Genomic DNA, 25,461 nt, shown 5'->3' with positions numbered 1-25,461 from the left:
AAAATTTCTCGGCGTCCACCCGGGGCGGCGTCTCCGAGAACTTGCCCTCAACCGCGGTCGAGGTTGCACGATCCAGACAACCGATCCGGACCGCGATCCTGACGAGGAGCGACACCATGAGCACCGACCCCGGGTTCTACTCGATCATCGACTACACCGTGGACGGGCCCGAGACCCAGCGCGAACTCGTGGAGGCGTTCGCCGAGATCCAGGAACGCTGGGTGCGGTTCTACCCCGGCTACCGGTCGGCCCGCTTCCACGTCAGCATCGACGGCACCCGCGTCTACAACATCGTGCACTGGGCCACCGAGGCGGACTACCGGCACTTCGAGGCGACCTCCGACACCGAGGGCCGCATGGCCGCCATCCGCGCCGCGCTGGAGGGGTTGTCCGGGAAGGCCGAGCCTCGGATGAGCGGCGACCCCCGGTACGTGGTGGTGCGCGAGGTCGCACCCGGGCCGCAGCGCGTCGACTGAGCCGCCGCCGGCAGCCGCTTGCGCGGGCGGGCCGGACGTGGCAGCGTCACCGTGACGTTCCCGCCCGCGGCCCTGGAGGACGATCTTGACGATCATGGTTTCCGGCGTGGTCTCCGCGTTCGCTTCGGCGTCCGGGCCCGCCACGGCCTGATCGACTCGTTCCGCCCGTCCCGCCGCACCCGCCCCGGGTGACGGCGCGACGCGCCGTGCCGCCGCGCTCCACACGGCCCGCCTGACGCCGTGTGCTCGACGCCGAAGCGATCTCGTTCGGTTCCGTTCGTCGAATCGCGTCTGATCGCGTCGAGTCTTCCTGGAGTCAATCCGTGTGCGCGCACGCTCCGTCCGCGTCTTCCGCGTCGTCGTCCGCTGGCCCGCGGCAGTGGGCCGGACTGGCCGTCCTGGCCCTGCCCACCCTGTTGCTGTCCCTGGACGCCTCCGTCCTGCACCTGGCGGTGCCACAGCTCGGCGCCGACCTGGCGCCCGGCCCCACCCAGATGCTGTGGATCATCGACGTCTACGGCTTCGTGATCGCTGGGCTGCTCGTTCCCATGGGGGTGCTCGGTGACCGCGTCGGCCGCCGCCGGCTGCTGACGGTCGGGGCGGCGGCGTTCGGCGCCGCCTCCGTCGCCGCCGCCTGCTCCACCGGTCCCGAGATGCTGATCGCCGCCCGGACGCTCATGGGCGTCGCTGGGGCCACCCTCATGCCGTCCACGCTGTCGCTGATCGGCACGATGTTCCGCGACCCCCGCCAGCGCGGGCTCGCCGTCGGCCTGTGGGCCCTGACGTTCTCGGCCGGTTTCGCGCTCGGCCCCGTGGTCGGCGGGGTCATGCTGCGGCACCTGTGGTGGGGCTCGGTGTTCCTGCTCGCCGTGCCCGTCATGGGGTTGCTGCTGGTCGCCGCGCCTTTCCTGCTGCCGGAGCACCGCGTGCCCGGTGCCGGGCGGCTCGACCCGGCCGCCGTGGCGCTGTCGCTGGCGACCACGCTGCCGATCACCTACGGCGTCAAGGAGCTGCCCGTCCAGGGGCCGCGTCCCGCCGTGGTCGCGGCCGTCGTGCTCGGCGTCGTCGCGGGCGCGGCGTTCGTCCGGCGCCAGCGCCGGTCGCCCGCCCCCATGCTGGACCTGCGCCTGTTTCGCGACCGCGCGTTGACCGGCGCGTTGACGATCCTGCTGTTCGGCGCGGCCGTCGGCGGCGGCATCTACCTGTTCGCCGCGCAGTACCTGCAGCTGGTCCAGGGGCTTTCGCCGCTGACGGCCGGGCTGTGGCTGCTGCCCGCCGCGGCCGCCCTCGGCGTCGGATCCCTCGTCGCCCCGATCGCCGCGCGGCGCCTGCGTCCCGGGCATGTCGTCGCGGCCGGGCTGGTGGTCGCGGCGGCCGGGTTCCTGCTGCTCGCCCAGGCCGACGCGGTCTGGGGGCCGCCGCCGGTGGTGGCCGGACTCGCCCTGGTCTTCCTGGGATCCAGCCCGGCCACGGCGCTGGGCACCGACCTCGTCGTCGGCTCGGCCCCCCAGGACAAGGCGGGCGCGGCGTCGGCGCTGGGGGAGACCAGCACCGAACTGGGCGTGGCACTGGGCGTCGCCGTGCTCGGCAGCGCAGGCACCGCCGTCTACCGTGACCGGCTCGGCGAGGCCGTCCCGGCGGACGCCCGCGACACCCTGGCGGGCGCGGTGTCGGCCGCCGAGCGGCTGCCCGCGCCGGTCGGCGACCGGCTGCTGGCGTCCGCGCGCGACGCCTTCACCGCCGGGATGGCCGCCGCGGCGCTGACCTGCCTGGTCATCGCGCTGGTGCTGGCGGTCGTGGCGGCGCGGGCGCTGCGCCACGTCCCGCCCGCCGGACGACCCGAGCGGTAGGTCACGACGCGTCCAGGACGGTCAGGTCGAGCGCGGACAGCCGCTCGGGGTCGGCCAGGATGTCCAGCGCGGCGATCCTCCCGTCGCGGATCGTGAAGCTCATCACCGAGAACGGGCGGCCGTCGCGCGTCGACACGGCCCCGGCCGCCCCGTTCACCAGCGCCGGACGCGCGGACTCGGCCAGCCGCGCGAAGGTGAGCGCCTGCCGGGCCACGGTCGCGGCGCCGCGGATCACGTTCAGCACGCCGGCGCCCGCCGGCCCGGCGTCCCACCGCAACACCACGTCCGGATCCAGCACCGCGAGCAGCGCCTCGAAGTCGCCGCCCCGCGCGGCCGCAGAGAACGCCTCGACGACCGCACGCTGGCGGTGCGGGTCCGGATCGGGCGCCGGGGCCGCACCGCGCACCCGGCCGCGCGCCCGGCTGGCCAGCTTGCGCGCCGCGGCCGGAGTGCGGTCCACGATCGGGGCGATGTCCTCGAACGGCACCCCGAACATGTCGTGCAGCACGAACGCCAGCCGCTCGGCGGGCGCCAGTGACTGCAGCACCACCAGCAGCGCCAGCCCCACCGCGTCGGCCACCAGCGCCTCCTGCTCGGGATCGAGCCCGTCGGCGCGGCTGACGACCGGATCGGGCAGCCCCCGCTCCAAGGGCTCCTCACGCCGCGAGGTGCGCGACCGCAGCATGTCCAGGCACACCCGGCCGACCACCGTGGTCAGCCAGCCGCCCAGGTTCGCCACCTCGTCGGCGTCGGTGCGGCTCAGCCGCAGCCACGCCTCCTGCACGGCGTCCTCGGCCTCGCTGAGCGAGCCGAGCATGCGGTAGGCGACGGCCTTGAGGCGGTCGCGGTGCTCCTCGAAACGGGCGGCCAGCAGATCACGATCGTCCATGCTTCACAGTTCCTTCACCGGGTTCGTCACCGCTATGACGGATCCCGGGGCGCCGATGTGACCGGGGCGCCGATGTGACCGGGGGCACGTTCAGGACGGCGCTTCGGCCAGACGGCGGCAGGCGTCGCGGTCGTGCGGCAGCCCGGCGCGCTTGAACGCCAGATGGGCGTTGCCGTTCCTGCTGTCCCACAGGCTCTCGTTGGCCACCAGCGCGCGAAGGTAGGCGCGCTGCGCGTCGGTGAGACGGGCGGGCGGCGCGGGCGGATCGCCCGGGTCGGGGAACGCGGCGGCCAGCAGGCGTCCCCAGTCGGAGTCGGCGCAGAACGGGCTGGTGATCTCGGCGATGGCGAGGGCCGGCGGCAGCAGCCGCTCGAAGTCGCCGACGCGGCGCAGCGCCGCGTCCAGCAGGGTGAACCGCACCTGCATGCCGAACTGCGGGGGCCGGTCGGTGAACCACGCGTCGGCCTCGGCCGGACGGCGCAGCGCCGTCAGCAGTTCCGCCGCGGCCGCCGGGTCGTCCTCCAGCGCCGGGGCGAGCGCCGCGCAGGCGCGCACCGCCGGGTCCGGGTCGGCCAGGAATTCGCGCGGCGCCACCCCCAGGTGCCCCAGCGTCAGGACGAGCGCGGCCCGCTCGTCCCGGTGGGCGGCGCGGCGTGCGGCCTGCTCCACCTGGGCGGCGACCCGACCGCGGCCGCCGCCCAGCCCGGGCAGGGCCAGCAGCGACGCCGCCGCGTCGGCCGCGGTGACCCGCACACGCGGATCGTCGTCGGCGATGGCCGCCTCGACCGGCGGCAGCAGGACCGGGGCCACCGACCGGATCTCCAGCACCACCCGCGCGATGATCGCGTCGGCCGCGGCATCGGCCAGCGCCTCGGTGTCGTCGTCGTCGAGCATCGCGTTCCACGCCGCCTGGATCTCCGCCTCGGCGACGCCGGGCGGATGGGCGATCGCGGAGAGCTCGTCGTCGCCGAGATCGGGCTGGCCCGCCGCCGCGACCTCTGCGAGAAACTCCAGCAGCGGCGCCCGTAGCGGGGCCTCGCCCTCGGCGGCCGGCGCGGCGGCCGCCGGATCCGCCACCAGCCCGGCCACCACCAGCGCCGCCGGGGCCGTCACCGCCCAGGGCGTCCCTTGGTGGATCACCGCGCTCCACAGATGTTCGAGCGCGGCGCCCCGCGCGGCGACGTCCCCGCCGGTCAGCGCCCGCAGGTGGCCCGGGGTGTCACCCGCCGCGCCATAGGCGTGGAACAAACGCGTCCAGTCGACGTCCGCGACCGCGTCCCAGCCGATGGTCATGCCCCGTCATCCCCCCAGGCTCTGGTCAACAAGCTCGTGCGGAAACCCAGGAGCGTACCGGGATCACGGCCGTCCCGTCCCGCCCCGGCCGGACTGGGCGACGGCCTCACGCACCGCCGGGACGATCTCCCTGGCCCAGCGTCCCAGCGCCACGTCACGCAGCGTGCCGCCGGCCGGGAAGCACACGAAGCCGGCCGCGCCATGCTCCAGCACCGCGCCGGTGAGCTCCTCGGCCCACTGCCCGACCGAACCGCCGCTCCACCAGCCGTCGCCGTCGCGCGTGACCGGCACCGGCGCGTCGGTGATGACGCCCGGCAGGTTGTAGACGGTGGCGATGTCGGCGGGGAGCGGCCCACGGCCACCGCCGCCTCGTCGATGACCGGCCGGGACGACCGGTACCGCTCACTGAACCAGCCCGCGGCCCGCCCCGGAATCCACTCTGCCGGTGACGGCCACCGACCCCGGGCCGCCCTGGAGCAGCCAGTGACCCTCACCATGCATGAGATGAAGCGGCTGGCACGCAACGCCGCTGAGCTGATGACCCTGGCGGGGGCCCTGCAGGCGGACGGGATCCAGCCGGATCTGCTGTCCGGGCCGCTGACCGGAATCTACGACCCGATGCCGAACATCGGTCCGCGTTTCGTCATCGTCATTTCGAAAAAATTCGCTGTCGCGTTAGTCAGGTAGTTCGCGTCACGAACCCTGTTGTGCGTGCTGATGGCGCGGCCGTACTGCATGAGGGAACTGGGGCAGGTGCTGGGGCTGGCCAAGTCGAGCCTCACCGGCCTGGTGGACCGCAGCGCCCAGCGCGGCCTGGTGCGCCGCGCGCAGACCCTAGAGGACGGGCGGATGGTCCGCGTCGAACTCACCCCCGAGGGCGCGCGGCTGGCAGAGGAGTTCTACGCCGAGACCTGCCGCCGCGTCGAGGCCCTGGCGTCCGGCCTCGACGACACCGGCCGCGCCACGCTCGCCGACCTGCTCGGCCGCCTGGTCGAGGAGAACGAGGTGCCGGAGGTCTTCCTCCCCCGGGAGAAGGAAGCCTCCGCCTCGCCCGACCGCTGAGCGCCCCGGGTTGTGTCAGGCGGTGCCGAACAGCTCGGCGAAGCGTCCGACCAGCAGTTCCCTGCCCTTGTACTCGCTGATCACCTCGGCCGGCAGCAGGCTGGGACCGTCCGGCGACGGAGCCTGCCCCACGCCGCCGTTCGGCCCCAGCGGCAACAGGATCGCCGGGACGGGAGACGGCCGGTACACGGCCGTGGGCCGCTCACCCCGCGCCTGGGCGATGATGTTCTGCGCCACGACCTCGGCGTGCTTCATCGCGTTCGCCGCCATCTTGGCCTCGGCCAGATCGGTGACGTCACCGATCGCGTAGACCCGGTCGTGCCCTTCGACGTTGAGCGTCTCGGTCACCCGGACCCGCCCCTGCGGCGTGCGCACGGCGACCCGGCCGTCGGCCAGGTAGTCAGCGTTGGTCCGCACCCCGTAGCAGCGAAACCAGATGTCAGCCGTGATCGCTCCGCCGGTGGTGGCGACGTCGAACGTCTTGGCGCGCCCCGGCTCGACGGGCGGCTGCTCGGCCAGGGCGGTACCCAGCCTCAGTTCCACGCCCAGCGCGTCGAGCTGGCGGTGCAGCTCCTCACGCAGCTCCGGCATGAAGCCCTCCACCAGCCGCTCGGCCGGATCGACGATCACCACGTGCTTGTCCGGCCACACCGCCTTGATCTCACCCGCCAGCTCCAGCCCGACCGGCCCGGCGCCGGCGATCAGCACCCGCTGGGCACCCGCGAGCTCGTCATGCGCAGCCCGCAACCGCGCCAGCCCCTCGTCGGACGAGTCGGAGTCCATCTTGGCGGGGAAGGGATAGCCGGACCCGGACGCCAGGACGACGAAATCGGCGTCGACACGTCCGCCCGACGCCAGGGTGACACCGCCCGGATCCACCGACACCGCGCGCTCGCGGACCACCGTGCCGCGCCGGAGCAGCCGGTCATACGGGAAGAACATGTTGCCCGCCCAATCGGGCCGCACCAGCGCACGCAACGCTCCGGCACTGTGGACGAACGCGTCCTTGGGTTCGATCAACACCACGTCGGTCTCGGCGTCCAGTGCCTTGGCGACCGCCGCACCCCCGTACCCTCCACCGATGACCGCAACGACAGCACCCATGATTCCTCCACATCTCGTTCGTAGAACGAACAATATTAGTTCGCACTGCGAACGACAATGTGGCGGAGTGCGTCCCGGAGGTGTTCTCCGCCACGGTGAGAAGCCTCGCCGAAGACGTCACGCGGCTTGTCCCGGGCCGGAACACCGTCGCCGGCCCCACCACGGCTGACGCGAATGTTCGCCCAGCCCGTGGTGGAGCGGTGCGGGCACGAGGGTGATGACGGTCGTGCGAGGGAGCGGAAAGCAACGCGACGCCTCTAGATGATCTCGAGGTTGGCCATCATCCCCATGTCCTCGTGTTCGGCGTTGTGGCAGTGGAAGAGGTAACGGCCGCGGTAGCCGTCGAAACGGGTGATGATCTCCACTGCTTCGCCCGGCCGGAGCGAGATGGTGTCCTTGAGGCCCGCGTCGTGCGGCAGCGGCGGCCTGCCGCTGCGCGAGAGCACCCGGAAGCCGACCAGGTGCAGGTGGACGGGATGGTGGACGTCGGCGACCAGCCGCCACACTTCCACGTCGCCGAGACGGGTGGTGACATCCGAGCGGGCGGGATCGAACGGCAGCCCGCCGATCAGCCAGCCATGGTCGCCGCGCATGCGCCCGGCGCGGAAGGCGAAGTCGCGCACCCGGACGGCCTCCGACCGTCTCCAGACCGGCAGGTCGTGGGAGAGCGTGCGGGGGATGCGGCTGTCGTCGGCGGCGCGGCGTGCGACGCGGAAGGCCATCACGTCGCGGGTACGGCCCGAGCCGAGCCGGTTGAGGATCCTGACGCGGCCGCCGATCGGGACCCCGGAGAAGTCGACGATCACGTCGTAGCGTTCGGCGGGCGCGATCGGCAGTGACGCGTGGGTGACCGGGGCGGCGAGCAGTCCCTGGTCGGCGCCGATCTGGACGAGATCGAGCCGACGTCCGTCGTCGGTGACCGCTTCGAGCTCGTAGTGCCGGGCGTTGGAGGCGTTGAGGACGCGCAGCCGGTACCGGGCCGCGTCGACCTCGTGCACGGGCCACGGGGCGCCGTTGACCAGGATCACGTCGCCGAGGACTCCGGCGATATACGCCTCGCGGACACCCGGCCGCTCCCGCAGGGTGGGGTCGAGCGCGGGGTAGGCGAGGCCGCCGTCGGCGGCGAACGCACGGTCGGCGATCATGAGGGGCAGTTCACGCGGCCCCGCGGGCAGGCCGAGATCGTCCTCGGCGTCGTCGCGGACGATGTGCAGCCCGGCCAGGCCCCGCCAGATCGCGGGCGCGGTGAAGTCCATCCGGTGGTCGTGGTACCACAGCAGCGTCGGCCGCTGGTCCAGCGGGAAGGTGTAGTCCCGCGTCAGCTTGGTCACCACGGCCCGTGGATCGTGCATGCCGTGCATGCCATGCCCGGAGCCGTGCCCCGTGTGCGTGGCGGCGTCGTGCCAGCCTTCGGGCAGGACGAGGTCGGTCGGGTATCCGTCGGAGGCTGCCGGGGTGCGTCCGCCGTGCAGGTGCACGACGGTCGGCAGGGGCAGCTCGTTGCGGTGCGTCATGGTGACCGGACGGCCGCGGCGTGACTCGATGGTCGGCCCCGGGAAGGTGCCCCCGTACGTCCATAGCGGCGTTTTGACGGCGGGCAGGATCTCCGCGCTGGCTTCGCGCTGGGTGATCTCGTAATGGTCGGCGCCGCCCGAGGTGCTGACGGGCTTCAGCACGGCGGGAATCGGCAGCGGCACCTGGAAGGGCGGCGGCAGCGGTACGGCGCTGCGCAGCTCGGCACCGGTGATCGACGGTCGGCGGGCCAGCGCGGCCGAGGTCGACAGCCCGGCGGCCGCCACCAGCCCGAGCGCCCCGCCGACGCCGAGCATCCGCCGCCTGGTCAGGCCGCGGCCCTCCTCGTGCTCACGCATCGCGGGCCTCCCGTCGCAGCAGAGGCTGACGCCAGACGGCGAGGAACTGCACGACGAGCGCGACGATGGTCATCACTCCCAACGGGATGTGCAGCCACAGCGCGCCGTCCAGTCCGGCGAAGTACTGCACCGTCTCGGCCGCCACCACCGCCATCGTGCCCAGGAACGGCCAGCGCTGACGCAGCCGCACCCATACCGCGATCGCTGCGATCACTTGCACGTAACCGACGGAGGTGACCACGTCGGCACCCATCGCGTGCCAGCGCAGGCTGTCGAAGTCGCCGGTCAGATACACCCCGGCGAACACCGGCTGGCCGGTGATCGCCACCACGTGCGCGCTGACGACGGCCCGGAAGACCCACCCGGTCGGCGTTGTCCGACGCGCTGCAGCGGATCCCGGACTGCTGGGGGCCATGAGGGATCCTCCTCACTGTGATCTCCATGTGTGAACGCCCCCGGAGATTATGACTTTTGAGTTATCTTGTCTAAGATCAATATTGCTATGGGGTTATGTCGCGGGAGGCATGATGGAGCTGAACTCGCTCAAGCAGTTCCTGGTCGTGGCGCGGCTGGAGCACCTCAGCCGGGCAGCCGACGAGCTTCACATCGCCCAGCCCTCGCTGAGCCGTACCATCGCCCGGTTGGAGAGCGAGCTGGGCACACCGCTGTTCGACCGGAGCGGTCGGCTCCGGCTGAACGACACGGGCAAGCTCTTCCGCGATCACGTCGAACGGGCCCTCGGCGAACTCGAGGCCGGACGACGCGCCGTCGCCGAAGCCACCAACGGCGGCCTGGGCACCGTGAGACTGGCGTCGGAGACCTTCCTCACCCTCACCGGGCCGCTGGCGGCCTACAAGCGCGCCCATCCCTCCGTCGAGATCGAGCTCTACTGGTCGCCGGCCGAGGACATGGCCCGCCGCCTGCGCGCACAAGAGGTCGATCTGTGCGTCGCCTCGCAGCCGCTGCACGCCGAAGGCCTGGAGTCGGCACGGCTGTTCGACGAGGCGGTGGAGGTGGTCACGACACTCGATCATCCGCTGGCGGGCCGTACGTCCGTGACCATCGACGAACTCGCCGACCAGCCCTTCATCACCGCCCGCAAAGGGCACTGGCTGCGCGGACTGCTCGATCGGCTCTTCGCCGCACGAGACCTCACCCCGAACATCGTCTGCGAAGGCGACGAACCCAGCGCCATCGCGGAGCTGATCAGCGCGGGACTCGGCATCGGCCTCGTCCCCGCCTTCGCCCGCCGCAGCGCCACGGGCGTCCCCGCCGCCTGGATCGCCGTCGACAGCCCCGGCTGCCGTCGTACTGTCACCGTCTACTGGAGCGCCGACAGCCACCTGTCCACCGCCGCCCGGTTGATGCGCAGCACGCTCACCCAATGGAACTGGAGCAGCGGCGAACCCCAAGACGCACGCCGGTGATCAGCTCCACGGGTGGGCGTGCCACGCCCCGGGTCGTCCTGCTCCGATGAGGCCGCGGGGCTTCACGCCCACGCAACCCCGCCGGACGGCAACATGCGCATCGTCGACCCGATCACCGACGCCAACACCCTGCACCGGGCACGCGGTCGTCATCGGACACAACTGGGGCGGCTTCGCGACCTGCGGCGCCGCCGCCCACGCCCCCATGGAGCACCGGTCGAGGCCGTGTCGCCGACGACTCGTCCGCCGGAAGCCTCTCGTGACACTGGCGGTGTGCGGGGGGCGTAGCGGTTGCAGGTCGTTTGCCTTAGCGGCTTACCTCGGTCTGCTGCTCCACATGCGACAGCTTCTCGGGGTTGCGGACGTGGTAGAGGCCGGTGATGTAGCCGTTGTCGACCCGCACCGCCAGCACGCCGTCGATCTCGCCGTTGACCCGGACGAGCAGGCCCGGGCTGCCGTTGACCTGTATCGGCTCGACTGACCTTTTGACGCCGTGCTTGTTCCATCCGCTGGCCAGCAGGCGAGCCACCTTCTCCGCGCCCACGACGGGACGCAGCAGGGCATGCTTGACTCCGCCGCCGTCGCTGAGGGCGACGACGTCCGGGGCCAGGATGTCGAGCAGGCTTTGCAGGTCGCCGGTCTGGACCGCTCGTTGGAAGGCGTGGAGTGCGGCTCGGGTCTCGGCGGGGGAGACGGTGCCGCGTGGTCGGCGTGCGGCGACGTGCGCCCGTGCCCGGTAGGCGAGCTGGCGGACCGCGGCGGGGGTCTTGTCGACGGCTTCGGCGATCTCGTCGTAGTCCAGGTCGAACACCTCGCGCAGCACGAACACCGCCCGTTCGGTCGGCTGGAGCGTCTCCAGCACCAGCAGCATCGCCATCGAGACGCTGTCGGCGAGTTCAACGTCCTCGGCCACGTCAGGTGCGGTCAGCAACGGCTCGGGCAACCACGGTCCGACATAGGACTCCTTGCGCCGGCCGAGCGCGCGCAGCCGGTCCAGCGCCTGCCGGGTAACGATCCGCACCAGGTAGGCACGCTGCTCCCGCACCGTGGCCTGATCGACGCCCACCCATCGCAGCCAGGTCTCCTGCAGGACGTCTTCGGCGTCGGTGGCCGAACCGAGCATCTCGTAGGCGACAGTGAACAGCAGGTTGCGGTGGGCGACGAACGCCTCAGTCGCAGAGTCCACCGAGTCCACGCGGCCGGCGTGATCGAGCGGCTCGGCTGTGCCCCCGGTTCCTTCGCTGCGCTCGCTCATGCCCGACTCCTGCCTGATCGCTCCTAGCACTGCCACACGCACAAGACGCCAGCCCTCACCGCTTTGTAACACCCCCGGCGGATGACCTATGTCACAGGGCCGCGCTGTTACAGGGAGCGGGGCGCCGGCGTCTCGTTGTCGTCAGAACGCCGCGCGAACGAACGATCCAGTCAGCCCACAACACCACGAGTCGAGTTCCAGAGGGATCGGGCCAAGGCATTCGACGTCTACGGCGCGGTCTCGGCCGCCAGCGGGGGCCTGGGGCTGCTGCTCGACGGTGCGCTGACCACCAACCTGTCCTGGCGGTGGCGCATGTACATCCACCTGATCTTCGCCGCGATCGCGATCATCGCAAGGATGCTGCTGGCGGGCAGGCAGCAGAGAGCGTCCGCCGCCGATGACCAGCGGCTGCTGAGCGGGTCGTGTTCATGTTCGGTTCCGGTGGTGGCCTGGCGAATCCGCTCCGCGCGAGCTGTAGCGGGGGTGTCGCCAATGCGTGCCGACGGCAGGCATTGGCGCGACCAGACGCATCCCGGCCGGAATGTCCACGAGCGATATCTGGCCAGCAACGCGTCCAGGTTGAAGCCGGACACGCGGCGGCGTATCGGCAGGGCCCGCAGCGTGGCCTCCAGCATGCGGCGAGTCTCCGGCAGCGTCGGCTGCGGCCCGTCCAGCGTGGTCAGGGGGGCGAGCATCTCCAGGTAGCGGGTGCGGATCCGCGCCAGGTTGGCGTCGCGCAGGGCCCGCAGGTCGCGTCACGTGCCCTGGTCGGCAGCGAGTCGACCCTGGTCACCGTGCTGCACGCGGAGGTTTCACTGGTGCCGGTGCCGACCCACCAGGCGCTGGTCGTCCTCGACTACCCCTCAAGGCCCGTCAGGGCTCGGCGACCGACACTAAAACTCTGGACGCTGTACGATGTTTTGCATGCGCGCCGAAACCGTGATCCCCTGCCTGCCCTGCCGCCACCTCGACGACGTGCTGCCGTTCTACGAGGCGCTCGGCTTCGAGGTGACCTACCGTCAAGAGCGCCCCAACCCGTACGCGGCCGTCCTTCGCGGCGGGATCGAGCTGCACTTCTTCGGTGTCCCCGAGTTCGACCCGGTGCAGTCCATGGCGACCGTGGTCGTGCTCGTCCCGGACACCGAGGCGCTGCACGTGGCGTTCGCGGCGGGACTGCGCCGCGCCTACGGCAAGATCCCGGTGTCGGGGATACCGCGCATGACCCGGCCACGGCGCATGCAGGGCACCGCGGGCGGGTTCATGGTGGTCGATCCCGGCGGGAACTGGGTGCGGATCAGCAGGTACAAGGACGACGCCGACGAGCCCCACCCGTCGGAGGGCCGGCTGGCGCGGATAGTGGCCACGGCCGCGCGGCAGGCCGATGCCCGCGGTGACGAAACTGCGGGAATCCGCGTGTTGGAGAACGGACTGGCCCGGCACGCCGACGCGCCCTCCGCCCAGCGCCTGCCCGCGCTGGTCTACCTGGCCGAATTGCGACTGCGCACAGGAGACCGGGACGGCGCGGCGGCAGTGCTGGCCGACGTCGAAACGATGGAACTGACCGCGGCCGAACGCCAGGCCCTCGCCAAGGACCTCGCGACCGCAGTCGAGTTGACGGCCGACCTCGCCCGCTGACGCGGCGTCGTCTCGCCGGGGACGGTGCACACGCCGGAGCCTTACACCCCGGCCGCAGTGCGGACCGTTCGTGGTCGGCACAAGAAGCCTGCCAGGCCGGCGCCAGCACCGTGCGTTGGCGGTTCTTTCCGTTACGCCGGACCGTTGATCGCCTCCGGCAACCTCTCATTGGTCGCGGAATGCGGCAGCAGGACGGCGACGCTCGGCGTACCGGGCAGCAGGACGGCGACGCTCGGCGTACCGGGCAGCAGGATGTGCCGGTCGAAGACCCGGGCCCGGAGCATCGCAGTGTGCGCCTCGGCATATGGGACGGGGCGGTGACGGTCCCGTTCCGGCGAGTTTCCTTTACCTGGCAGGATGCGCGGCGCCGCCGCAGCGGCCCGCACGCGGTGACAGTCCCGTGCCGGCGAGATTCCTTTAGGTCCTGGCCTTATGTGGGCTATGCCTCGAGCCAGAATCCGGTGCGGGTAAGCCACAGGTCGAGCAGGTCCGTGTCGCCGCGTACCTCGACGTGGGGCGTAGGCCGCCGGTAGAGGAACATGAGTATGTCCTTTACCGGTCCGCGCACCACAACCGCGGGCTCGTCGGATGAGTCGTCACCGTCACGTCGCCACGTCGGCCTGGCGCCGGTGAGGTCGATCAGCCACCGTGCCGCCGTGCCCGCTTGGAAATGCAGCGTGCGGCCGGGCCCGAGCAGGCCTGGTGCGTCCGGCGTGGGCTCGTACGCCTCGGGGACCGTGGAGAACTCCATCCATTCGTCAACGGCGTCGAGCGTGACGTCGTCGTCGAGTTCGTATTCCGCACCCGTGGTCAGCGCGGCGTCGGCTCGGTGTACGACGGTCTCGTGCGTCATGCGGCGAGCCCAGAACGAGGCGGACCTGCAGTCGGTGTCGGACGGGTTCCATACGATCACGTCGGGTCCGGCGGCGCGCAGGGTCGCGGCCAGGCGGGCGGCGCCCTCGGAGAGCCAACGATCCAGCACCGCTCCATGCTCGGCGGTGTAGCCGGCAAGGTCGTTGGCCTGCGCGTCGGAGACGGGCTCGGTGGCCCTGGTCCGTACGACCGTGTCGGCCCACCGGTGGTCACCGCCGACGTGCCGTAGCAACTGGCCGAGATTCCAGCCAGGACACGAGGACACGGGGGCGGTCATGTCCGCGTCTTTGACGTGCGATCTCAGCAGATCGGTCTGGGCGACTATCTCCGCGCAGTAGCGATCGAACGTCAGTGAGGTCATCGGGTGATGATATTGAGCAATGCGACGCCACGGCCAGCACTCCAGACGGTGACAGTGCCCTGGGCGCTGGCCACCTGCGAACGCGTCCGGACGCGCGGCGGTGTGCTCCACCAGCTGGGCAGGTGCCGACCGCCACCTCCGCCGAGATGACGGTGCGCGGTCGGCCGACGCCGCCTCGGCGGACCCCTGCGGTTGGCGAACGGCCCGGCCCGGGCGCAGGACCACGAGCAGCCGCGGCCGGCGGAGCCTCCGTTCTCTGGGAGCCGAATACGAAGCCGGCGTGGAAGCCACGCGCGGGGCCGAGGTTCCGGCAACAACGGCCGCGAATCCAACGATGGCACTGCTGACCTGCACAAACCCTGTGATACCCGGGCGCAGGACCACGAACAGCCGCGGCCGGCGGAGCCTTCGTTCTCTGGGATTCGATAACGAAGCTCGCGTGGAAGCCGCGCCTGGGGCCGGGGTTCCGGCAGCAACGGCCGTGAATTCAACGATGACACGCCGACCTGCACAAACCCTGTGACACTCGGGTGCCTCGTGGGCTTGGTGCAGATTCGTCTGTGCAGGCCAGGGGCGGGTCTGTCGGGTTTCGCTGATCGCTACCGGAATCCTTTCAGCAGCCGTCAGGGCTGTTCAGCGGCGGCCGAGGCCAAGGCGGCGTGCGGTGCGGCTCATCAGCCGGGACATCTTGGAGGGGAAGGCGTCGGGCGCGGGGACGGTCACGGGGCGGACGCGGCCGTTGTGGATGGCGCTGATCTTCCAGCCGGCAGGGGTGCGGAGCAGGACGATGGTCTGCCGGGACAGGCGACGCTTGGGCAGCTTGGTGCGCCAGGGCATCAGGACCGATGCGGTGCCGTGGACGATCGCGACGTCCGGGGTGACGAAGCGGATCGATTCCAGTTCGCCGACCAGAGCCGATCCGGCCAGTACGCCGCGGAAGAGCATGTCGTGGTTGTGCTGGTGGACCGGACGGCCGCGGGCGATCGTGCCGTCGTAGGAGACGTAGTCGGAGTCGTCGGTGAACAGGGCGCCGAAGGCGTGGGCGTCGCCTGCGGTCCAGGCCTGCATGAAGTTCTGGAAGAGGTCCTTGATCTGGGCCTCGTCGGTGCCGGCGGCGGGAGCGGGTGCGGGCGTCGTCGTGGGGATGGCGTTCATGACAGGTACCTCTGCGATTGCTATCGTTTCGACCAACGAAACATACGCTAACAGAAAGCTTCGAATGTCGAAACATGTGAGCGTCGAAGAGATCGCCATGTGCCTGCGCCGGCTGCAACAGAGCTTCGACACCTTCGACGAGGCGGTCGCGGCCCGGCTCGGCCTCAACCGCACCGACCTGCGCTGTCTCGATGTCGTGCTGGGCGGGGGGCCACTGGCCGCCGGGCAGCTCAGCAGCGCGCTGAAGCTCAGCCCGGCCGCCACGACCACCGTCATCGATCGCCTGGAACGCGCTGGGCTGGTCGCCCGTACTGTCGACCCGGACAACCGCCGCCGTGTGCTGGTCACCGCCACCGACGCGGCGCGCCAGGTCGAGCAGGAGGTGTTCGCTCCGGTCGGCCAAGCCGGCGCCCAGGCCCTGAAGCGCTACGACCAGGACCAACGCGCCGTCATCTTGGACTTCCTCCACACCGCCCTACAGCTCCACCAAGAACAGACCGAACGCCTCACAGCCCCACCCAAAGCACCATGAGCGGGACTGCGGCAGCGGCCGCCAAGGCCAGCGAACCTGTTCCTGGACGTACGGCGGCTGCTGCCGGGCCCGGCCGGGGCGAACGTCAACGCGCGCACCTCATGACGGCTTCGTCACCGACCCCGCCCCTCTCATCCGCCCAGTTCCACCGCGGCATTCGCGGCCGTGCAGGCGCGGCGTCATCGCTGAGCTCCTGGTCGAACTCAGCGGACTGAGCCTCAAGCGTGGTCACCGAGACGGTGAGACGAGTCCGTTCTCGTAGGCGAGGATGACGAGCTGGACACGGTCGCGGGCGCCGAGCTTGGCGAGCAGGCTGGCGACGTGGGTTTTCGCGGTGCCCGGGCTGATGTGCAGCTCGGCTGCCAGTTCGGCGTTGGACAGACCGCGTCCCACCAGGGTGAGGACTTGGCGTTCGCGGTCGGTGATCCCGGTGAGGCCGGCGGGCGGCGGAGCGGGTTCCGGGCGCCGGGCGAACTCCGCGATCAGGCGGCGGGTGACGCCGGGGACGATGAGCGCGTCACCGGCCGCGACGACCCGGATCTGCCTCGCCAGGACCGCCGCGGGGCGTTGGCCTGCGACTATGAGCTGCCGGGCGGCCTGGTCGCTTCGCGGACCTCGGCCGCCATCGCGCTCCCGCCGGGCAGCGGTCGGCATGGACCAGTGACGGATCTGCGGGGCAGGCGCTGCACGTCGCGGTCGGCTGGTTGAACGCCTTGCGGGCGGTTCAGGGCGTGTCCGGTGCGCTGCATCAAGCCCAGCCCTGCTGGTACGGGCGAGGACGGGGCTGGATGCGGGCGTCCACGTGGTCGGCCGACGGACGTGTCGACGCGTGGCCTTCGCGTGCCCGGCCCTGCTGGCACGGGTCACAACGGGGGCTGGACGTCGGCGTCCACACGGTCGGCCGACGCACGCACCGACGCGTGGCCCTTGCGTGCCCGGCCCTGCTGGCACGGGCGACGGCGGGGCTGGACGCGGGCGTCCGCGCGGGCGGTCGACGGACGTGTCGACGCGTGGCTCTTGCGTTTCGGCGCGGCTGGGCACCGCCGCGCCTCACCCGGTGCTGCCATGCTGACTGTGGCCATGCGGCTCACTGTCGCGGAGGTGGTCGGCGTGCTGGCCGGACAACCACCGGACGCGCTGTCCGTCCGCTAGTTGAACCGGCTCGGCCGTGACCCTCCTCGCCCTGACGGTCGTGGTCGCCGCCCTCGCCGTCGGGCTGCCGCTGGTCCTGCCGGCGTCCTTCCTGGCCAGGGCCGCGGCGTCCCGCTTAGCACCGGCGATCCCCGCGTCGTTCTCCCATCACCCGGCCAGGCCTGCGCCGACGTGTGGTCCGTGCCGCCGAGATTGTCGACGGCATCGTCGCCGCCAAGGCCAGGGCCGGATGGTGCCGTCGTCCGAATCCCGCTGGCGGACGTGGTCGTCCCGTCACGGAGGTCGCCGTCCGGGACGCCGGAATGCGGTGGATCACCCTATTGGCGGCTGTTAGCATCCGGGCCATGTACTTCTTCCACCTGCGTTAAAGGCCGTCGGCGAAGCGAGGAACCCCCGTCGCCGACGAGGCGGGGCGGCGCTGTGCCGTTCCGAGGCTTTGACGTGGGAGAAGAGCAACACCATGCGCTTTCGCGCGCCTTGTCTCATTCCGCGTCCCGGCGCCTCCGCCGTCTGGTGACGGCGGCGCGCCTGGTGGCGCGGTGCGTACGGGGCCTGGAGCCCGCCGTGGTGGGGGAGATCCTCCAGCTCGGACTCGGCACGATCACTGGCATGGGCCATCGTGAAGTGCGTTTCCGCACGCCGCGGCCCGATCCCGGGGTGGTCGGGTTGCGTACCGCCGACGACGTGTTCCTGTTCGCCGCCCAGGTCCCGGACATCGGTTCCGCCAGAACCGCGATCGATGCCCTGGCCGAACTGGCCGACCGTGCGGACACCGACACGCTGCTGCGCCATCGACGGCGTTGCGGTGGCTCCGGGGAATGGACAGGTGTCGAGGTGTCGGCGTCCTTTCTGGGCAGACGCAACTTCAACCGCTACGACGCCGAAGACGCCGTCGGGCGTGCCCTGGCGCGCAAGCTGGGCGTCGGCTACCACTCCCGACGAGGGGACGCCCCACCTCCGCCCGGCCACAGCGCGTGGCGGCTGTCACTGGACGGGACGCATGCGACGCTGATGCTGAGGATCTTCGAGCGGCCCCTGCACCGACGTGCTTACAAGTCCCGCACGATCCCGGGCACGCTGCATCCTCCCGTCGCCGCCGCCATGGCCCGCCTGGCCGACATCCGGCCGGGCCACGCAGTGCTCGATCCTTGCTGTGGCGCGGGAACACTGCTTCTGGAGGGCAGGCGTCTGCATCCGCAAGCCCGCTTCCAGGGATTCGACCTGAATCCGGACGCGATAGGGGCGGCACGCGCGAACGCCGCAGGCCTTTCGGACGTCGCCATCGAGGCGGCCGACGCCGGAGACATGCCCGTAGGAGACGCCAGCATCGACCGCGTCCTGTGCAATCCGCCGTGGGGTACCCAGGTGGCTCCGGGCGGGCTCCTGGGCCGGCGCCCCTCCCGATGGTGGTCGGAACTGCGACGGGTTCTGACGCCGGACGGAAGCGCCGTGCTGCTTCTCCCGGACACCGGTGACCTCACCACCGCCATCCAACACCGGCTGATCCCCGTCCATGTCCAGCAACTCCGACTGTCGGGACTGCAGTCGTACATCGTCCGGCTCACGCCGCGGCCGCACCAGCCGCAACCGGTGTTCCCACGCCGGAGACCAACGGCCGACCAGCCGGTTTCCATGAGTCCTGAAGCTCCGCTGCGACGCCAGTCGGGGTCTCGCCGCCGCAGATGACCTCGCACGGCACCGCATCGGCGTGCACTGCGGACCCAGGAAAGGTGCCTGCGCATGCAGACATCCACGGAATAGCTTGCTGCGCAGACAACTTATAGTGAGATGCCACGGGAGGTGCCCGGCAGGCGGACGCAGCGGAGAGGAACGACAGATGACATTCGAGATCGGGATCATGACCTTCGGCGAGGTCACGAAGGACCCCGCCACGGGGCGGCTGCCGTCACCACGGCAGCGCGTGCGCGAGACGATCGAGCAGGCGAAGGTCGCCGACGAGGTGGGCCTCGACGTGTTCGGCGCCGGGGAGCACCACCGCTCCGACTTCGTCGGGTCGGCACCGACGATCCTGCTGGCCGCCGCGGCCGAGGCGACCGAGCACATCCGGCTGACGAGCTCGGTCACCGTGCTCGGCTCGGAGGACCCTGTGCGCGTCTGGGAGCAGTTCGCGACCATCGACCTGCTGTCGGGCGGCCGAGCCGAGATCATCGCGGGCCGCGGCTCCTACACCGAGTCCTTCCCGCTGTTCGGGTACGACCTGCGGGACTACGCGGATCTCTTCCGCGAGAAGCTCGACCTGCTGCTCAAGATCCGCGAGCAGAACCCGCTCACCTGGTCCGGGCGTTTCCGCGCCCCCTTGGTCGACGCCGACATCGCACCCCGCGCGGACGGCGACACCATCCCGATCTGGGTGGGGGTCGGCGGCTCGCCCGCGTCGGCGATCAGCACCGGAAGGCTCGGCCTGCCGATGGCGCTGGCCCTCCTGCTGGGACCGGTGACGTTCCACGAGCAGACGGTCGAGCTGTACCGTGCGTCCGCTGAGCGGGCCGGGCATGATCCGGCCGCGCTGCCGATCAGCATCAACACCCACGGGTACGTCGGGCGTACCAGCCGGGAGGCGCGCGAGACCATGTACCCCTACTTCGCGTTGGGGATGGCGGAGAACAACCACCAACGCGGAGCAGGCTTTCCGCTCTCCCGGGCCGCGTTCGACGCGCAGGCGTCGCCGGGATCCGGCCTGCTGGTGGGCAGCCCGCAGGAGGTCATCGACAAGCTGCTCACCTACCACGAGCTGTACGGCGTCAGCCGCGCCATCATCCAGATGGGCTTCGGCGGCATGCCGCAGAAGGAGCACCTCAAGGCGATCGAGCGCCTCGGCACCGAGGTCGCGCCTGTCGTACGCCGTGAGGCCGCCGTGCCGTCGAGGCGGACGGCATGACCACCACTGCGTCCGCCACTGGCGCGACTCAGGCCGCCCTCATGGCCGGGTCGGCTCTGCGAGTCGTGGTCGTCAACGGCAGCCCGAACCGCCCGTCCAAGACGATGGGCCTCGTCGACGTCGTCCTGGGGACTCTGGCAGAGATGCTTCCCGTCGAGACGTCCCGGATCGACGTCTACGAACTCGGTCAAGCGTTCACGGGGGCAGTCGAGCGCGACGACGTTACGCCTGACGTCGAAGCCGCCCTCCGGCTGGCCGAGAGCGCCGATCTCCTGATCGCTGCGGTGCCGGTGTACCGGGGGTCCTATCCGGGAATGTTCAAGCACTTCTTCGATCTCGTCGAGCAGTACGCGCTCGCCAACAAGCTCGTCATGCTCGTTGCGACGGGCGGGGGCGAGCACCACGCGCTCGTCTTGGAACATGCCCTGCGCCCCCTCTTCGGCTTCTTCCAGGCGTTGACCGTGCCCGTCGCGATCTTCGCCTCCGCAGGGGACTTCGATGGAACCACCCTGCTCAACCCGCGGATCCACGGCCGGATTCAGATGGCCCTGACCGACGTGCTGGACCTTCTGCGTGCCCGAGCCACGGGTGCTCCCTGATCAGGACGAGAGGGATCCAGGACGTTCGAGATGGGCCACAGCGAGAATCGTCTCGGCCAGGACATGGCGCTCAAGAGCCCCGGCGGCGGCCGACTCGGCATCGGCCGGTTCTGGGCGCCTTGAGCGCCCGCACTGGGAGCTGTCGATCAACGCCGGGACCAGTCGAGCTTTCCGGCAGTTCGCTCAGCCGGACCTCGTGCAGTCTCTGCCGCACGCCGGCTCCGCAGCCTGCGCCGGCACGTCACACCCAAGCTGAATCCGCGCACCATGACCTCCTCGAGGGTGCCTGTGCCCGAGGCGACGCGGTCGTCCACGACCAGGCCCGTCATGCTCGATCGCACTCCACCGGCAGCCCTCCTGCCCGACGAGCTGCCGGAAGAGCTCGTTGCGCAGGTTGAGCAAAGTGACCTCGCCACGGGTGCTCGCCCCGGGGGAGCACCCACGGCCGGGCGACATTGACGGCATGGGCGGAGTCCTTGATGTCAGTAGCCATGATCTAGACGGTATCGTTGGACTGATCATTGAGACTTCAGCGCGATGTCGGCAGGAACATGGGACGGGACCTTCAAAACAGTAAGCGGCTCAGGCCGGTTGACCTGGCGCGCGGGCACGGTCTGTCCACGCAGGCGGTCAGGAACTACGAGGAGGCCGGCATCCTTCCTGCCGCCGGTCGCACGGCCCACGGCTACCGCATCTACACCCCGCTGCACGCGCAGGCCCTGAGCGCGTTCCTCGCCTTGGTGTCCGGCCACGGGCACCAGACGGCGGCGTCGATCATGCGGGCGGTGAACCAGGGCGCGGTCGATGAGGCGTTCCGAATCATCGACGAAAGCCACGCCCAACTCCTCGAGGACCGCCGGACCCTCCAGGCCGTGGAGAGCGCCCTCCGCGACCTGGATCCCGGCGCGGTGTCCGATCCGGCCGCGGTGTCCGACCCCGGCGGCACGTTCATCGGACCGCTGGCGGGCAAGCTCGGGCTCCGGCCCGCGACGCTGCGCAAATGGGAGCGCGCCGGGCTGGTGCGCCCGCGCCGCGACCCGCGGACCGGGTACCGCGTCTACGACGAGGCCGCCGTGCGGGACGCCCGGCTGACCCACCAGCTCAGGCGGGGCGGCTACCTGCTGGAGCAGATCGCCCCGCTGATCGCCCAGGTGCGGGCGGCCGGCGGGCTGGAGCCGCTGGAGGTCGCCCTGCGCGACTGGCGCGGCCGGCTGTCCGCCCGCGGGCGCGCGATGCTGGCCGGGGCCGCCGAGCTGGAGGCCTACCTCTGCGAGCGCGGATGACGGAAGGCGAAGCATGGGGACGCATCCCTGCGAAGAGGCGGTAGTGGCCGGTTCCGCCGATGTCGCGACCGGTCATGATCACAGACCGCTGTCGCGTCCCAGTTCACTGATGTCCGACCCACTCGCCGCCGCTGTCAGGGACATGTTCCAGAAATCGGCGTAGTGGCCGCCGTGGCGCAGCAGCTCCTCGTGGCTGCCTTCCTCCACGATTCGGCCGCCGTCCAGGAAGACGATGCGGTCGGCGTGTTGGACGGTCCGCAGCCGATGCGCCACCATCACCACCGTCCGGCCCGCCATCAGCCGCTCGATGCCGTCGTGGACGGCCGCCTCGTTCACCGGGTCCAGCGCGGAGGTCACCTCGTCCAGCAGCACGATGGGCGCATTCTTCAGCAGTGCTCGTGCGATCGAGACGCGCTGGCGCTCACCTCCCGACAGCAGTGCGCCACCCTCGCCGACATTCGTCTCCCAACCGCCGGGCAGTCGCTCGATCACTTCGTCCAGCCGCGCCGCTGTCGCCGCCGCCCGCACCTCGGCTTCGTCGGCGTCGGGACGGCCGAGTCGCACGTTCTCCTCGATCGTGCCCTCGAAGAGATAGACATCCTGGAAGACGATGGCGATCTGCTCCATCAACACCTCAGTGTTGATGGCGCGTACGTCCACGCCCCCCACGCGCACCACGCCCGCGTCCACGTCGTAGAACCGCGCGAGCAACTGCAGCAATGTGCTCTTGCCCGCACCCGACGGTCCGACGACGGCGAGCCGCTGCCCCTCCGGCACGGACAACGACACGTTGTCGAGCACGGTGCGGTCGCCGTGCCGGAAGGTAACGGACTCGAACTCCAGGTCATGGCCCACCGGCTGGATCGGTTCGCGAGCTTCCGGCAGTGGCTCGGTGCGCAGCACCGTGTCGAGTCTCACCAGCTCGGAACGCGCACCGCGCAGTTTGCCGCCGACGTCCGACAGCGACAGCAGCGGATCGGCGCAGCGGGCGGCCAGCACCAGGATCGCCAGGAGCTCCGCCGCCCCGATGTTCCCGCCGAGCGCGAGGTAGGCACCCAGGACCAGCAACACGGTGAACATCACCTGCACCGCGAGCGTCAGGCCCAAGGTGCCGGGCAGCGCCGACAGCACGGTGCGGCGGGACGCGCGCTGCACTTCCTGGAGCGAGTCGTCGAGCAACCGGAACCGTTCGACGGTCCGGCCGCCGGCCCGCAGCACCGGCTGCGCCTGGAGATATTCGATGACTCGCGCGGTGGCCTCACGGTCGCGTTTCGCGCGCTCGGTATCGGCGGCGGCCATCGAGCGTCCCGTCCAGACCTGGATCGCCGCCACGACCGGTGCGGCGGCCAACGCGGCCAGCCCCATGCGCCAGTCGAAGGCGAGCATCACGACGACGATCGTCAGGGGAGTCACGCAGGCGGAGATGAACGGGGCCAGCAGATGCGCGATCACGCTCATCGCCTGCAGGACCCCGCGGCCGGCCAGGACCGACACCTCCCCGACGCGGCCCGCGCTGTACCAGCCGATGGGCAGGCGGGCCAAATGATCGCCGAGCCGGTGATACATGCCTCGCAAGAGTGTCGTCCCGACGCGGAAACCGGACAGGTCGCTGACATAGCGCAGCGCCGCGTAGGCCGCGACCGCGACCCCGAACGCGATCAGCCAGGGCCGGGCGTCTTCGGGTGTGCTCCCGAACAGGGCCCGCAGCACGGGAACCAGCAGCGCGTAGGACAAACCCTCGGCCACCGCGGTCACCGTCATCAAGACCACGGTGCGACGGACCGGCTGGGCGTACTGGTGTCCCAGCACGCGCAGCAGCATTCGAATCATCTGGGCTCGTCTCCTTGCAGTACGCCACCATGGGGTTCGGCCTCATCGGCGGCCACCGACCGATGGGATCGCCAGAACGCGGCGAACTTTCCGTCTCGTGCCAGCAGCTCGGCGGGTGCACCGCGCTCGACGATCGACCCGTTTTCCAGCATGACGACGGTGTCGGCGCCGGCGACCGTCTCCAGGCGATGGGCGATCACCAGAATCGTCCGATCGCCCTTGAGCGCCGCCAGGGCGCGGCCCACCGCCTGTTCGGTGTGCGGGTCGGCGAAGGCGGTCGCTTCGTCCAGCACCAGGACGGGCGCGTCGGCGAGCAGTGCGCGGGCGATCGCGATCCGTTGCGCCTCGCCGCCCGACAGTCTGGCCTCCTGGCCGATCACTGTGTCGTATCCGCGCGGCAGTTCGAGAATCCGATCGTGGATGTTCGCCTGCCGGGCGGCGCGGACCACGTCGTCGAGGTCGGCGTGCGGTATCGCCAGCGCGATGTTGTCCGCGACCGACGCGCGCAGCAGGCGAACGTCCTGGAAGACGAAGGAGACCATCCGGTAGAGCTCCCGGCTGCCGACCTCGCGCAGATCGACGCCGCCGAGCACGACCGAACCGTGGGTCGGGTCGAAGAACCGCGGCAAGAGCTGGACCAGCGTTGACTTACCGCTTCCCGACGGCCCGACGAGCGCGGTGACCGTCCCCGGCTCGAGCACCAGGTCGATCCCGCACAGCACTTCGCGACCGGGTTCGTAACCGAATCGGACGTCACGCAGTTCCACCCGGTGCCCCTGTGGCACGACCGGGTGCGCGGGCTCCGGTAGCGACCGCACGGCGAGCACGTCCCGGATCCGGCCGACCGCGCGCCGCGCGGCCTGCATGTCGTCGAAGCCGTGGCCGAGGGCCGCCACCGGGGCGGTCAGTCCCAGCCCGAGCAGCAGGAAGGGCAGCAGGTCGGCCGGTGCCATGCCACCGGTGGTGATCAGATAAGCACCGCCGATCAGCACGACCAGCAGCACGAACGGCGGTGACAGCGCCAGCTGCATGCCCGCGGCGATCCCGGAGACACCGCGCACCCACCGGTAGAAGACGCCGACGAAGTCGTCTGCGGCCGTGCGGAACTTACGGTGGGCGCGCTCCGATCCGCCGAACGCCTTGACCACCGAGATGCCTTCCACGAACTCGACGGCCGAACTCGAGATCCGCCCCATGGCCCCGTCGAACTCCTCCTGCTCGCGCAGCCGGGCCGGAGTCATCATCAGGGGGACCAGCGCCACTGCCAGCACCACCGGTATCAGCGTGATCAGCGTGAGCCGCCAGTCGATGGTGAACAGGTAGATCAGCGACACCAGCGGTACCACGAACGCGGAGACGAGTTCGCCGGGGGTGTGGGCGATGAACGGGTGCACGGCACTCACGTCCTCGCCCACGACCTTCGCCAGCTCACCCGTCCGGCGACGGAAGAACCAGCCGATCGGTACGCGTCCCAGCCGCGCGGCCAGTTGCCGGCGGAACGACAGTTGCACCCGGCCGTCGAGCACATGCCCGATTCCGGACGATGCGGCCGTGAACAGCAGCCGGACCAGCAACCCGACCGCACCCGCGACCACGACGAACCAGACATGACCGTGATCGATCGGGCCGGGCGACAACAGAGCACGCCCCAGTTCGACGACCGCCAGCAGCGGCGCCAGACCCGCGACAGCGCCGATCACCTGCAGGATCACGACGGCGGTGAAACTCCGGACATACGGCCGCAGCAGCCCTGCCAGGCTCGGTCCCGCCGCGGAATCGGCATCCGGTGGTGGTGCGGACTGCTCCCTCGCCTCGGCGAGGTCGGTGGCGGTCATCGCCCTCCTGTCTTCGTCGGTCTCGTCGCGACCAGGCCCGTGGCGGAGCCGATGGTCGTCCTCCCTGGGCCGGCCGCCCG

Annotated in this window: 25 protein-coding genes; 11 read left to right on the top strand and 14 right to left on the bottom strand. The window is 70.9% G+C overall.

The window, feature by feature from the left end; genetic code table 11:
- Positions 1-116: 116 nt before the first annotated feature.
- Positions 117-476: an antibiotic biosynthesis monooxygenase gene (locus ABD811_RS13450; RefSeq protein ID WP_344946131.1), complete on the top strand. Its 360-nt coding sequence runs from the start codon at positions 117-119 to the stop codon at positions 474-476.
- A 323-nt stretch (positions 477-799) separates the two neighbouring features.
- Positions 800-2,326 carry an MFS transporter gene (locus tag ABD811_RS13445; RefSeq protein WP_344946128.1) on the top strand — a complete coding sequence of 509 codons (1,527 nt, stop codon included), beginning with the start codon at positions 800-802 and terminating at the stop codon, positions 2,324-2,326.
- 1 nt (position 2,327) lies between these two features.
- Here the strand turns inward: ABD811_RS13445 and sigJ are convergent, their stop codons facing one another.
- From sigJ to ABD811_RS13430, 3 genes are all read right to left on the bottom strand, one after another.
- Positions 2,328-3,215, bottom strand: coding sequence for an RNA polymerase sigma factor SigJ (gene sigJ / locus ABD811_RS13440; protein WP_344946126.1), 888 nt, complete (start codon positions 3,213-3,215; stop codon positions 2,328-2,330).
- Positions 3,216-3,305: 90 nt separating this feature from the next.
- Entirely contained in the window at positions 3,306-4,508 is a 1,203-nt protein-coding gene (locus tag ABD811_RS13435; protein ID WP_344946124.1) for a hypothetical protein, read from the bottom strand.
- Positions 4,509-4,571: 63 nt separating this feature from the next.
- Positions 4,572-4,799, bottom strand: a complete 228-nt coding sequence (locus ABD811_RS13430; RefSeq protein WP_344946121.1) for a hypothetical protein — start codon at positions 4,797-4,799, stop codon at positions 4,572-4,574.
- A 192-nt stretch (positions 4,800-4,991) separates the two neighbouring features.
- Between ABD811_RS13430 and ABD811_RS13425 the strand changes: the two genes are divergently transcribed.
- Together ABD811_RS13425 and ABD811_RS13420 are read left to right on the top strand one after the other, a co-directional pair.
- A complete protein-coding gene (locus tag ABD811_RS13425) occupies positions 4,992-5,195 on the top strand; it encodes a hypothetical protein (RefSeq protein WP_344946118.1) in 204 nt (67 codons plus the stop codon).
- A 24-nt stretch (positions 5,196-5,219) separates the two neighbouring features.
- Positions 5,220-5,570: a MarR family winged helix-turn-helix transcriptional regulator gene (locus ABD811_RS13420; protein WP_344946115.1), complete on the top strand. Its 351-nt coding sequence runs from the start codon at positions 5,220-5,222 to the stop codon at positions 5,568-5,570.
- Positions 5,571-5,585: 15 nt separating this feature from the next.
- On the opposite strand, the gene ABD811_RS13415 is transcribed toward ABD811_RS13420, so the two are convergent.
- The 3 genes from ABD811_RS13415 to ABD811_RS13405 form a co-directional block, all read right to left on the bottom strand.
- On the bottom strand, positions 5,586-6,674 hold the full coding sequence (locus ABD811_RS13415; protein ID WP_344946112.1) for an FAD-dependent oxidoreductase: 1,089 nt from the start codon (positions 6,672-6,674) through the stop codon (positions 5,586-5,588).
- Positions 6,675-6,931: 257 nt separating this feature from the next.
- The gene (locus tag ABD811_RS13410) at positions 6,932-8,545 is read right to left on the bottom strand and encodes a multicopper oxidase family protein (RefSeq protein ID WP_344946109.1); all 1,614 of its coding nucleotides are present in this window, start codon (positions 8,543-8,545) and stop codon (positions 6,932-6,934) included.
- A complete protein-coding gene (locus ABD811_RS13405; protein ID WP_344946106.1) occupies positions 8,538-8,960 on the bottom strand; it encodes a hypothetical protein in 423 nt (140 codons plus the stop codon). The genes ABD811_RS13410 and ABD811_RS13405 overlap by 8 nt, the downstream gene beginning before the upstream one ends.
- Before the next feature lie 49 nt (positions 8,961-9,009).
- Here ABD811_RS13405 and ABD811_RS13400 point away from each other — a divergent pair, with 49 nt between their 5' ends.
- Positions 9,010-9,972, top strand: a complete 963-nt coding sequence (locus ABD811_RS13400; protein ID WP_344946103.1) for a LysR substrate-binding domain-containing protein — start codon at positions 9,010-9,012, stop codon at positions 9,970-9,972.
- A gap of 307 nt (positions 9,973-10,279) precedes the next feature.
- On the opposite strand, the gene ABD811_RS13395 is transcribed toward ABD811_RS13400, so the two are convergent.
- Together ABD811_RS13395 and ABD811_RS13390 are read right to left on the bottom strand one after the other, a co-directional pair.
- The gene (locus tag ABD811_RS13395) at positions 10,280-11,227 is read right to left on the bottom strand and encodes an RNA polymerase sigma-70 factor (RefSeq protein ID WP_344946100.1); all 948 of its coding nucleotides are present in this window, start codon (positions 11,225-11,227) and stop codon (positions 10,280-10,282) included.
- Between the two features lie 227 nt (positions 11,228-11,454).
- Positions 11,455-11,922: a hypothetical protein gene (locus ABD811_RS13390; RefSeq protein ID WP_344946097.1), complete on the bottom strand. Its 468-nt coding sequence runs from the start codon at positions 11,920-11,922 to the stop codon at positions 11,455-11,457.
- A gap of 229 nt (positions 11,923-12,151) precedes the next feature.
- On the opposite strand from ABD811_RS13390, the gene ABD811_RS13385 reads away from it, so the two are divergent.
- Positions 12,152-12,862, top strand: a complete 711-nt coding sequence (locus ABD811_RS13385; RefSeq protein ID WP_344946094.1) for a VOC family protein — start codon at positions 12,152-12,154, stop codon at positions 12,860-12,862.
- A gap of 131 nt (positions 12,863-12,993) precedes the next feature.
- Here the strand turns inward: ABD811_RS13385 and ABD811_RS13380 are convergent, their stop codons facing one another.
- From ABD811_RS13380 to ABD811_RS13370, 3 genes are all read right to left on the bottom strand, one after another.
- On the bottom strand, positions 12,994-13,146 hold the full coding sequence (locus ABD811_RS13380; RefSeq protein WP_344946090.1) for a hypothetical protein: 153 nt from the start codon (positions 13,144-13,146) through the stop codon (positions 12,994-12,996).
- Between the two features lie 155 nt (positions 13,147-13,301).
- On the bottom strand, positions 13,302-14,096 hold the full coding sequence (locus tag ABD811_RS13375) for a maleylpyruvate isomerase family mycothiol-dependent enzyme (RefSeq protein WP_344946087.1): 795 nt from the start codon (positions 14,094-14,096) through the stop codon (positions 13,302-13,304).
- A 633-nt stretch (positions 14,097-14,729) separates the two neighbouring features.
- Positions 14,730-15,251 (bottom strand): SgcJ/EcaC family oxidoreductase, encoded by a 522-nt coding sequence (locus ABD811_RS13370; RefSeq protein WP_344946084.1) that lies wholly within the window; start codon positions 15,249-15,251, stop codon positions 14,730-14,732.
- On the opposite strand from ABD811_RS13370, the gene ABD811_RS13365 reads away from it, so the two are divergent.
- Positions 15,250-15,783: a MarR family winged helix-turn-helix transcriptional regulator gene (locus ABD811_RS13365; RefSeq protein WP_344946082.1), complete on the top strand. Its 534-nt coding sequence runs from the start codon at positions 15,250-15,252 to the stop codon at positions 15,781-15,783. The genes ABD811_RS13370 and ABD811_RS13365 overlap by 2 nt on opposite strands.
- 228 nt (positions 15,784-16,011) lie before the next feature.
- Here ABD811_RS13365 and ABD811_RS13360 read toward each other — a convergent pair whose 3' ends face one another.
- The gene (locus ABD811_RS13360) at positions 16,012-16,437 is read right to left on the bottom strand and encodes a helix-turn-helix transcriptional regulator (RefSeq protein WP_344946079.1); all 426 of its coding nucleotides are present in this window, start codon (positions 16,435-16,437) and stop codon (positions 16,012-16,014) included.
- Positions 16,438-17,499: 1,062 nt separating this feature from the next.
- Here ABD811_RS13360 and ABD811_RS13355 point away from each other — a divergent pair.
- The 4 genes from ABD811_RS13355 (at position 17,500) to ABD811_RS13340 (ending at position 21,716) form a co-directional block, all read left to right on the top strand.
- Entirely contained in the window at positions 17,500-18,621 is a 1,122-nt protein-coding gene (locus ABD811_RS13355) for a TRM11 family SAM-dependent methyltransferase (RefSeq protein ID WP_344946076.1), read from the top strand.
- 151 nt (positions 18,622-18,772) lie between these two features.
- On the top strand, positions 18,773-19,834 hold the full coding sequence (locus ABD811_RS13350; protein ID WP_344946073.1) for an LLM class flavin-dependent oxidoreductase: 1,062 nt from the start codon (positions 18,773-18,775) through the stop codon (positions 19,832-19,834).
- Positions 19,831-20,433, top strand: a complete 603-nt coding sequence (locus ABD811_RS13345) for an NAD(P)H-dependent oxidoreductase (protein WP_344946070.1) — start codon at positions 19,831-19,833, stop codon at positions 20,431-20,433. The genes ABD811_RS13350 and ABD811_RS13345 overlap by 4 nt, the downstream gene beginning before the upstream one ends.
- A gap of 551 nt (positions 20,434-20,984) precedes the next feature.
- Positions 20,985-21,716 (top strand): TioE family transcriptional regulator, encoded by a 732-nt coding sequence (locus ABD811_RS13340; RefSeq protein ID WP_344946067.1) that lies wholly within the window; start codon positions 20,985-20,987, stop codon positions 21,714-21,716.
- A 78-nt stretch (positions 21,717-21,794) separates the two neighbouring features.
- Here the strand turns inward: ABD811_RS13340 and ABD811_RS13335 are convergent, their stop codons facing one another.
- Together ABD811_RS13335 and ABD811_RS13330 are read right to left on the bottom strand one after the other, a co-directional pair.
- On the bottom strand, positions 21,795-23,546 hold the full coding sequence (locus tag ABD811_RS13335) for an ABC transporter ATP-binding protein (protein ID WP_344946064.1): 1,752 nt from the start codon (positions 23,544-23,546) through the stop codon (positions 21,795-21,797).
- A complete protein-coding gene (locus ABD811_RS13330) occupies positions 23,543-25,381 on the bottom strand; it encodes an ABC transporter ATP-binding protein (protein WP_344946062.1) in 1,839 nt (612 codons plus the stop codon). The genes ABD811_RS13335 and ABD811_RS13330 overlap by 4 nt, the downstream gene beginning before the upstream one ends.
- Positions 25,382-25,461: the final 80 nt, after the last annotated feature.

The organism is Actinomadura miaoliensis (assembly GCF_039536785.1).
Classification (GTDB): domain Bacteria; phylum Actinomycetota; class Actinomycetes; order Streptosporangiales; family Streptosporangiaceae; genus Spirillospora; species Spirillospora miaoliensis.
Note: the sequence above shows the minus strand (reverse complement) of the source record. Positions and strands in the feature narration are given on the sequence as shown.

Excerpts from the sequence above, each read along its gene's own strand:
- ABD811_RS13450 (WP_344946131.1), top strand. The coding sequence starts at position 117 with ATGAGCACCGACCCCGGGTTCTACTCGATCATCGACTACACCGTGGAC.
- sigJ (WP_344946126.1), bottom strand. The coding sequence starts at position 3,215 with ATGGACGATCGTGATCTGCTGGCCGCCCGTTTCGAGGAGCACCGCGAC.
- ABD811_RS13435 (WP_344946124.1), bottom strand. The coding sequence starts at position 4,508 with ATGACCATCGGCTGGGACGCGGTCGCGGACGTCGACTGGACGCGTTTG.
- ABD811_RS13415 (WP_344946112.1), bottom strand. The coding sequence starts at position 6,674 with ATGGGTGCTGTCGTTGCGGTCATCGGTGGAGGGTACGGGGGTGCGGCG.
- ABD811_RS13410 (WP_344946109.1), bottom strand. The coding sequence starts at position 8,545 with ATGCGTGAGCACGAGGAGGGCCGCGGCCTGACCAGGCGGCGGATGCTC.
- ABD811_RS13405 (WP_344946106.1), bottom strand. The coding sequence starts at position 8,960 with ATGGCCCCCAGCAGTCCGGGATCCGCTGCAGCGCGTCGGACAACGCCG.
- ABD811_RS13400 (WP_344946103.1), top strand. The coding sequence starts at position 9,010 with ATGACTTTTGAGTTATCTTGTCTAAGATCAATATTGCTATGGGGTTAT.
- ABD811_RS13395 (WP_344946100.1), bottom strand. The coding sequence starts at position 11,227 with ATGAGCGAGCGCAGCGAAGGAACCGGGGGCACAGCCGAGCCGCTCGAT.
- ABD811_RS13390 (WP_344946097.1), bottom strand. The coding sequence starts at position 11,922 with ATGCTCGCCCCCCTGACCACGCTGGACGGGCCGCAGCCGACGCTGCCG.
- ABD811_RS13385 (WP_344946094.1), top strand. The coding sequence starts at position 12,152 with ATGCGCGCCGAAACCGTGATCCCCTGCCTGCCCTGCCGCCACCTCGAC.
- ABD811_RS13380 (WP_344946090.1), bottom strand. The coding sequence starts at position 13,146 with ATGCTCCGGGCCCGGGTCTTCGACCGGCACATCCTGCTGCCCGGTACG.
- ABD811_RS13375 (WP_344946087.1), bottom strand. The coding sequence starts at position 14,096 with ATGACCTCACTGACGTTCGATCGCTACTGCGCGGAGATAGTCGCCCAG.
- ABD811_RS13365 (WP_344946082.1), top strand. The coding sequence starts at position 15,250 with ATGACAGGTACCTCTGCGATTGCTATCGTTTCGACCAACGAAACATAC.
- ABD811_RS13370 (WP_344946084.1), bottom strand. The coding sequence starts at position 15,251 with ATGAACGCCATCCCCACGACGACGCCCGCACCCGCTCCCGCCGCCGGC.
- ABD811_RS13360 (WP_344946079.1), bottom strand. The coding sequence starts at position 16,437 with ATGCCGACCGCTGCCCGGCGGGAGCGCGATGGCGGCCGAGGTCCGCGA.
- ABD811_RS13350 (WP_344946073.1), top strand. The coding sequence starts at position 18,773 with ATGACATTCGAGATCGGGATCATGACCTTCGGCGAGGTCACGAAGGAC.
- ABD811_RS13345 (WP_344946070.1), top strand. The coding sequence starts at position 19,831 with ATGACCACCACTGCGTCCGCCACTGGCGCGACTCAGGCCGCCCTCATG.
- ABD811_RS13340 (WP_344946067.1), top strand. The coding sequence starts at position 20,985 with ATGGGACGGGACCTTCAAAACAGTAAGCGGCTCAGGCCGGTTGACCTG.
- ABD811_RS13335 (WP_344946064.1), bottom strand. The coding sequence starts at position 23,546 with ATGATTCGAATGCTGCTGCGCGTGCTGGGACACCAGTACGCCCAGCCG.
- ABD811_RS13330 (WP_344946062.1), bottom strand. The coding sequence starts at position 25,381 with ATGACCGCCACCGACCTCGCCGAGGCGAGGGAGCAGTCCGCACCACCA.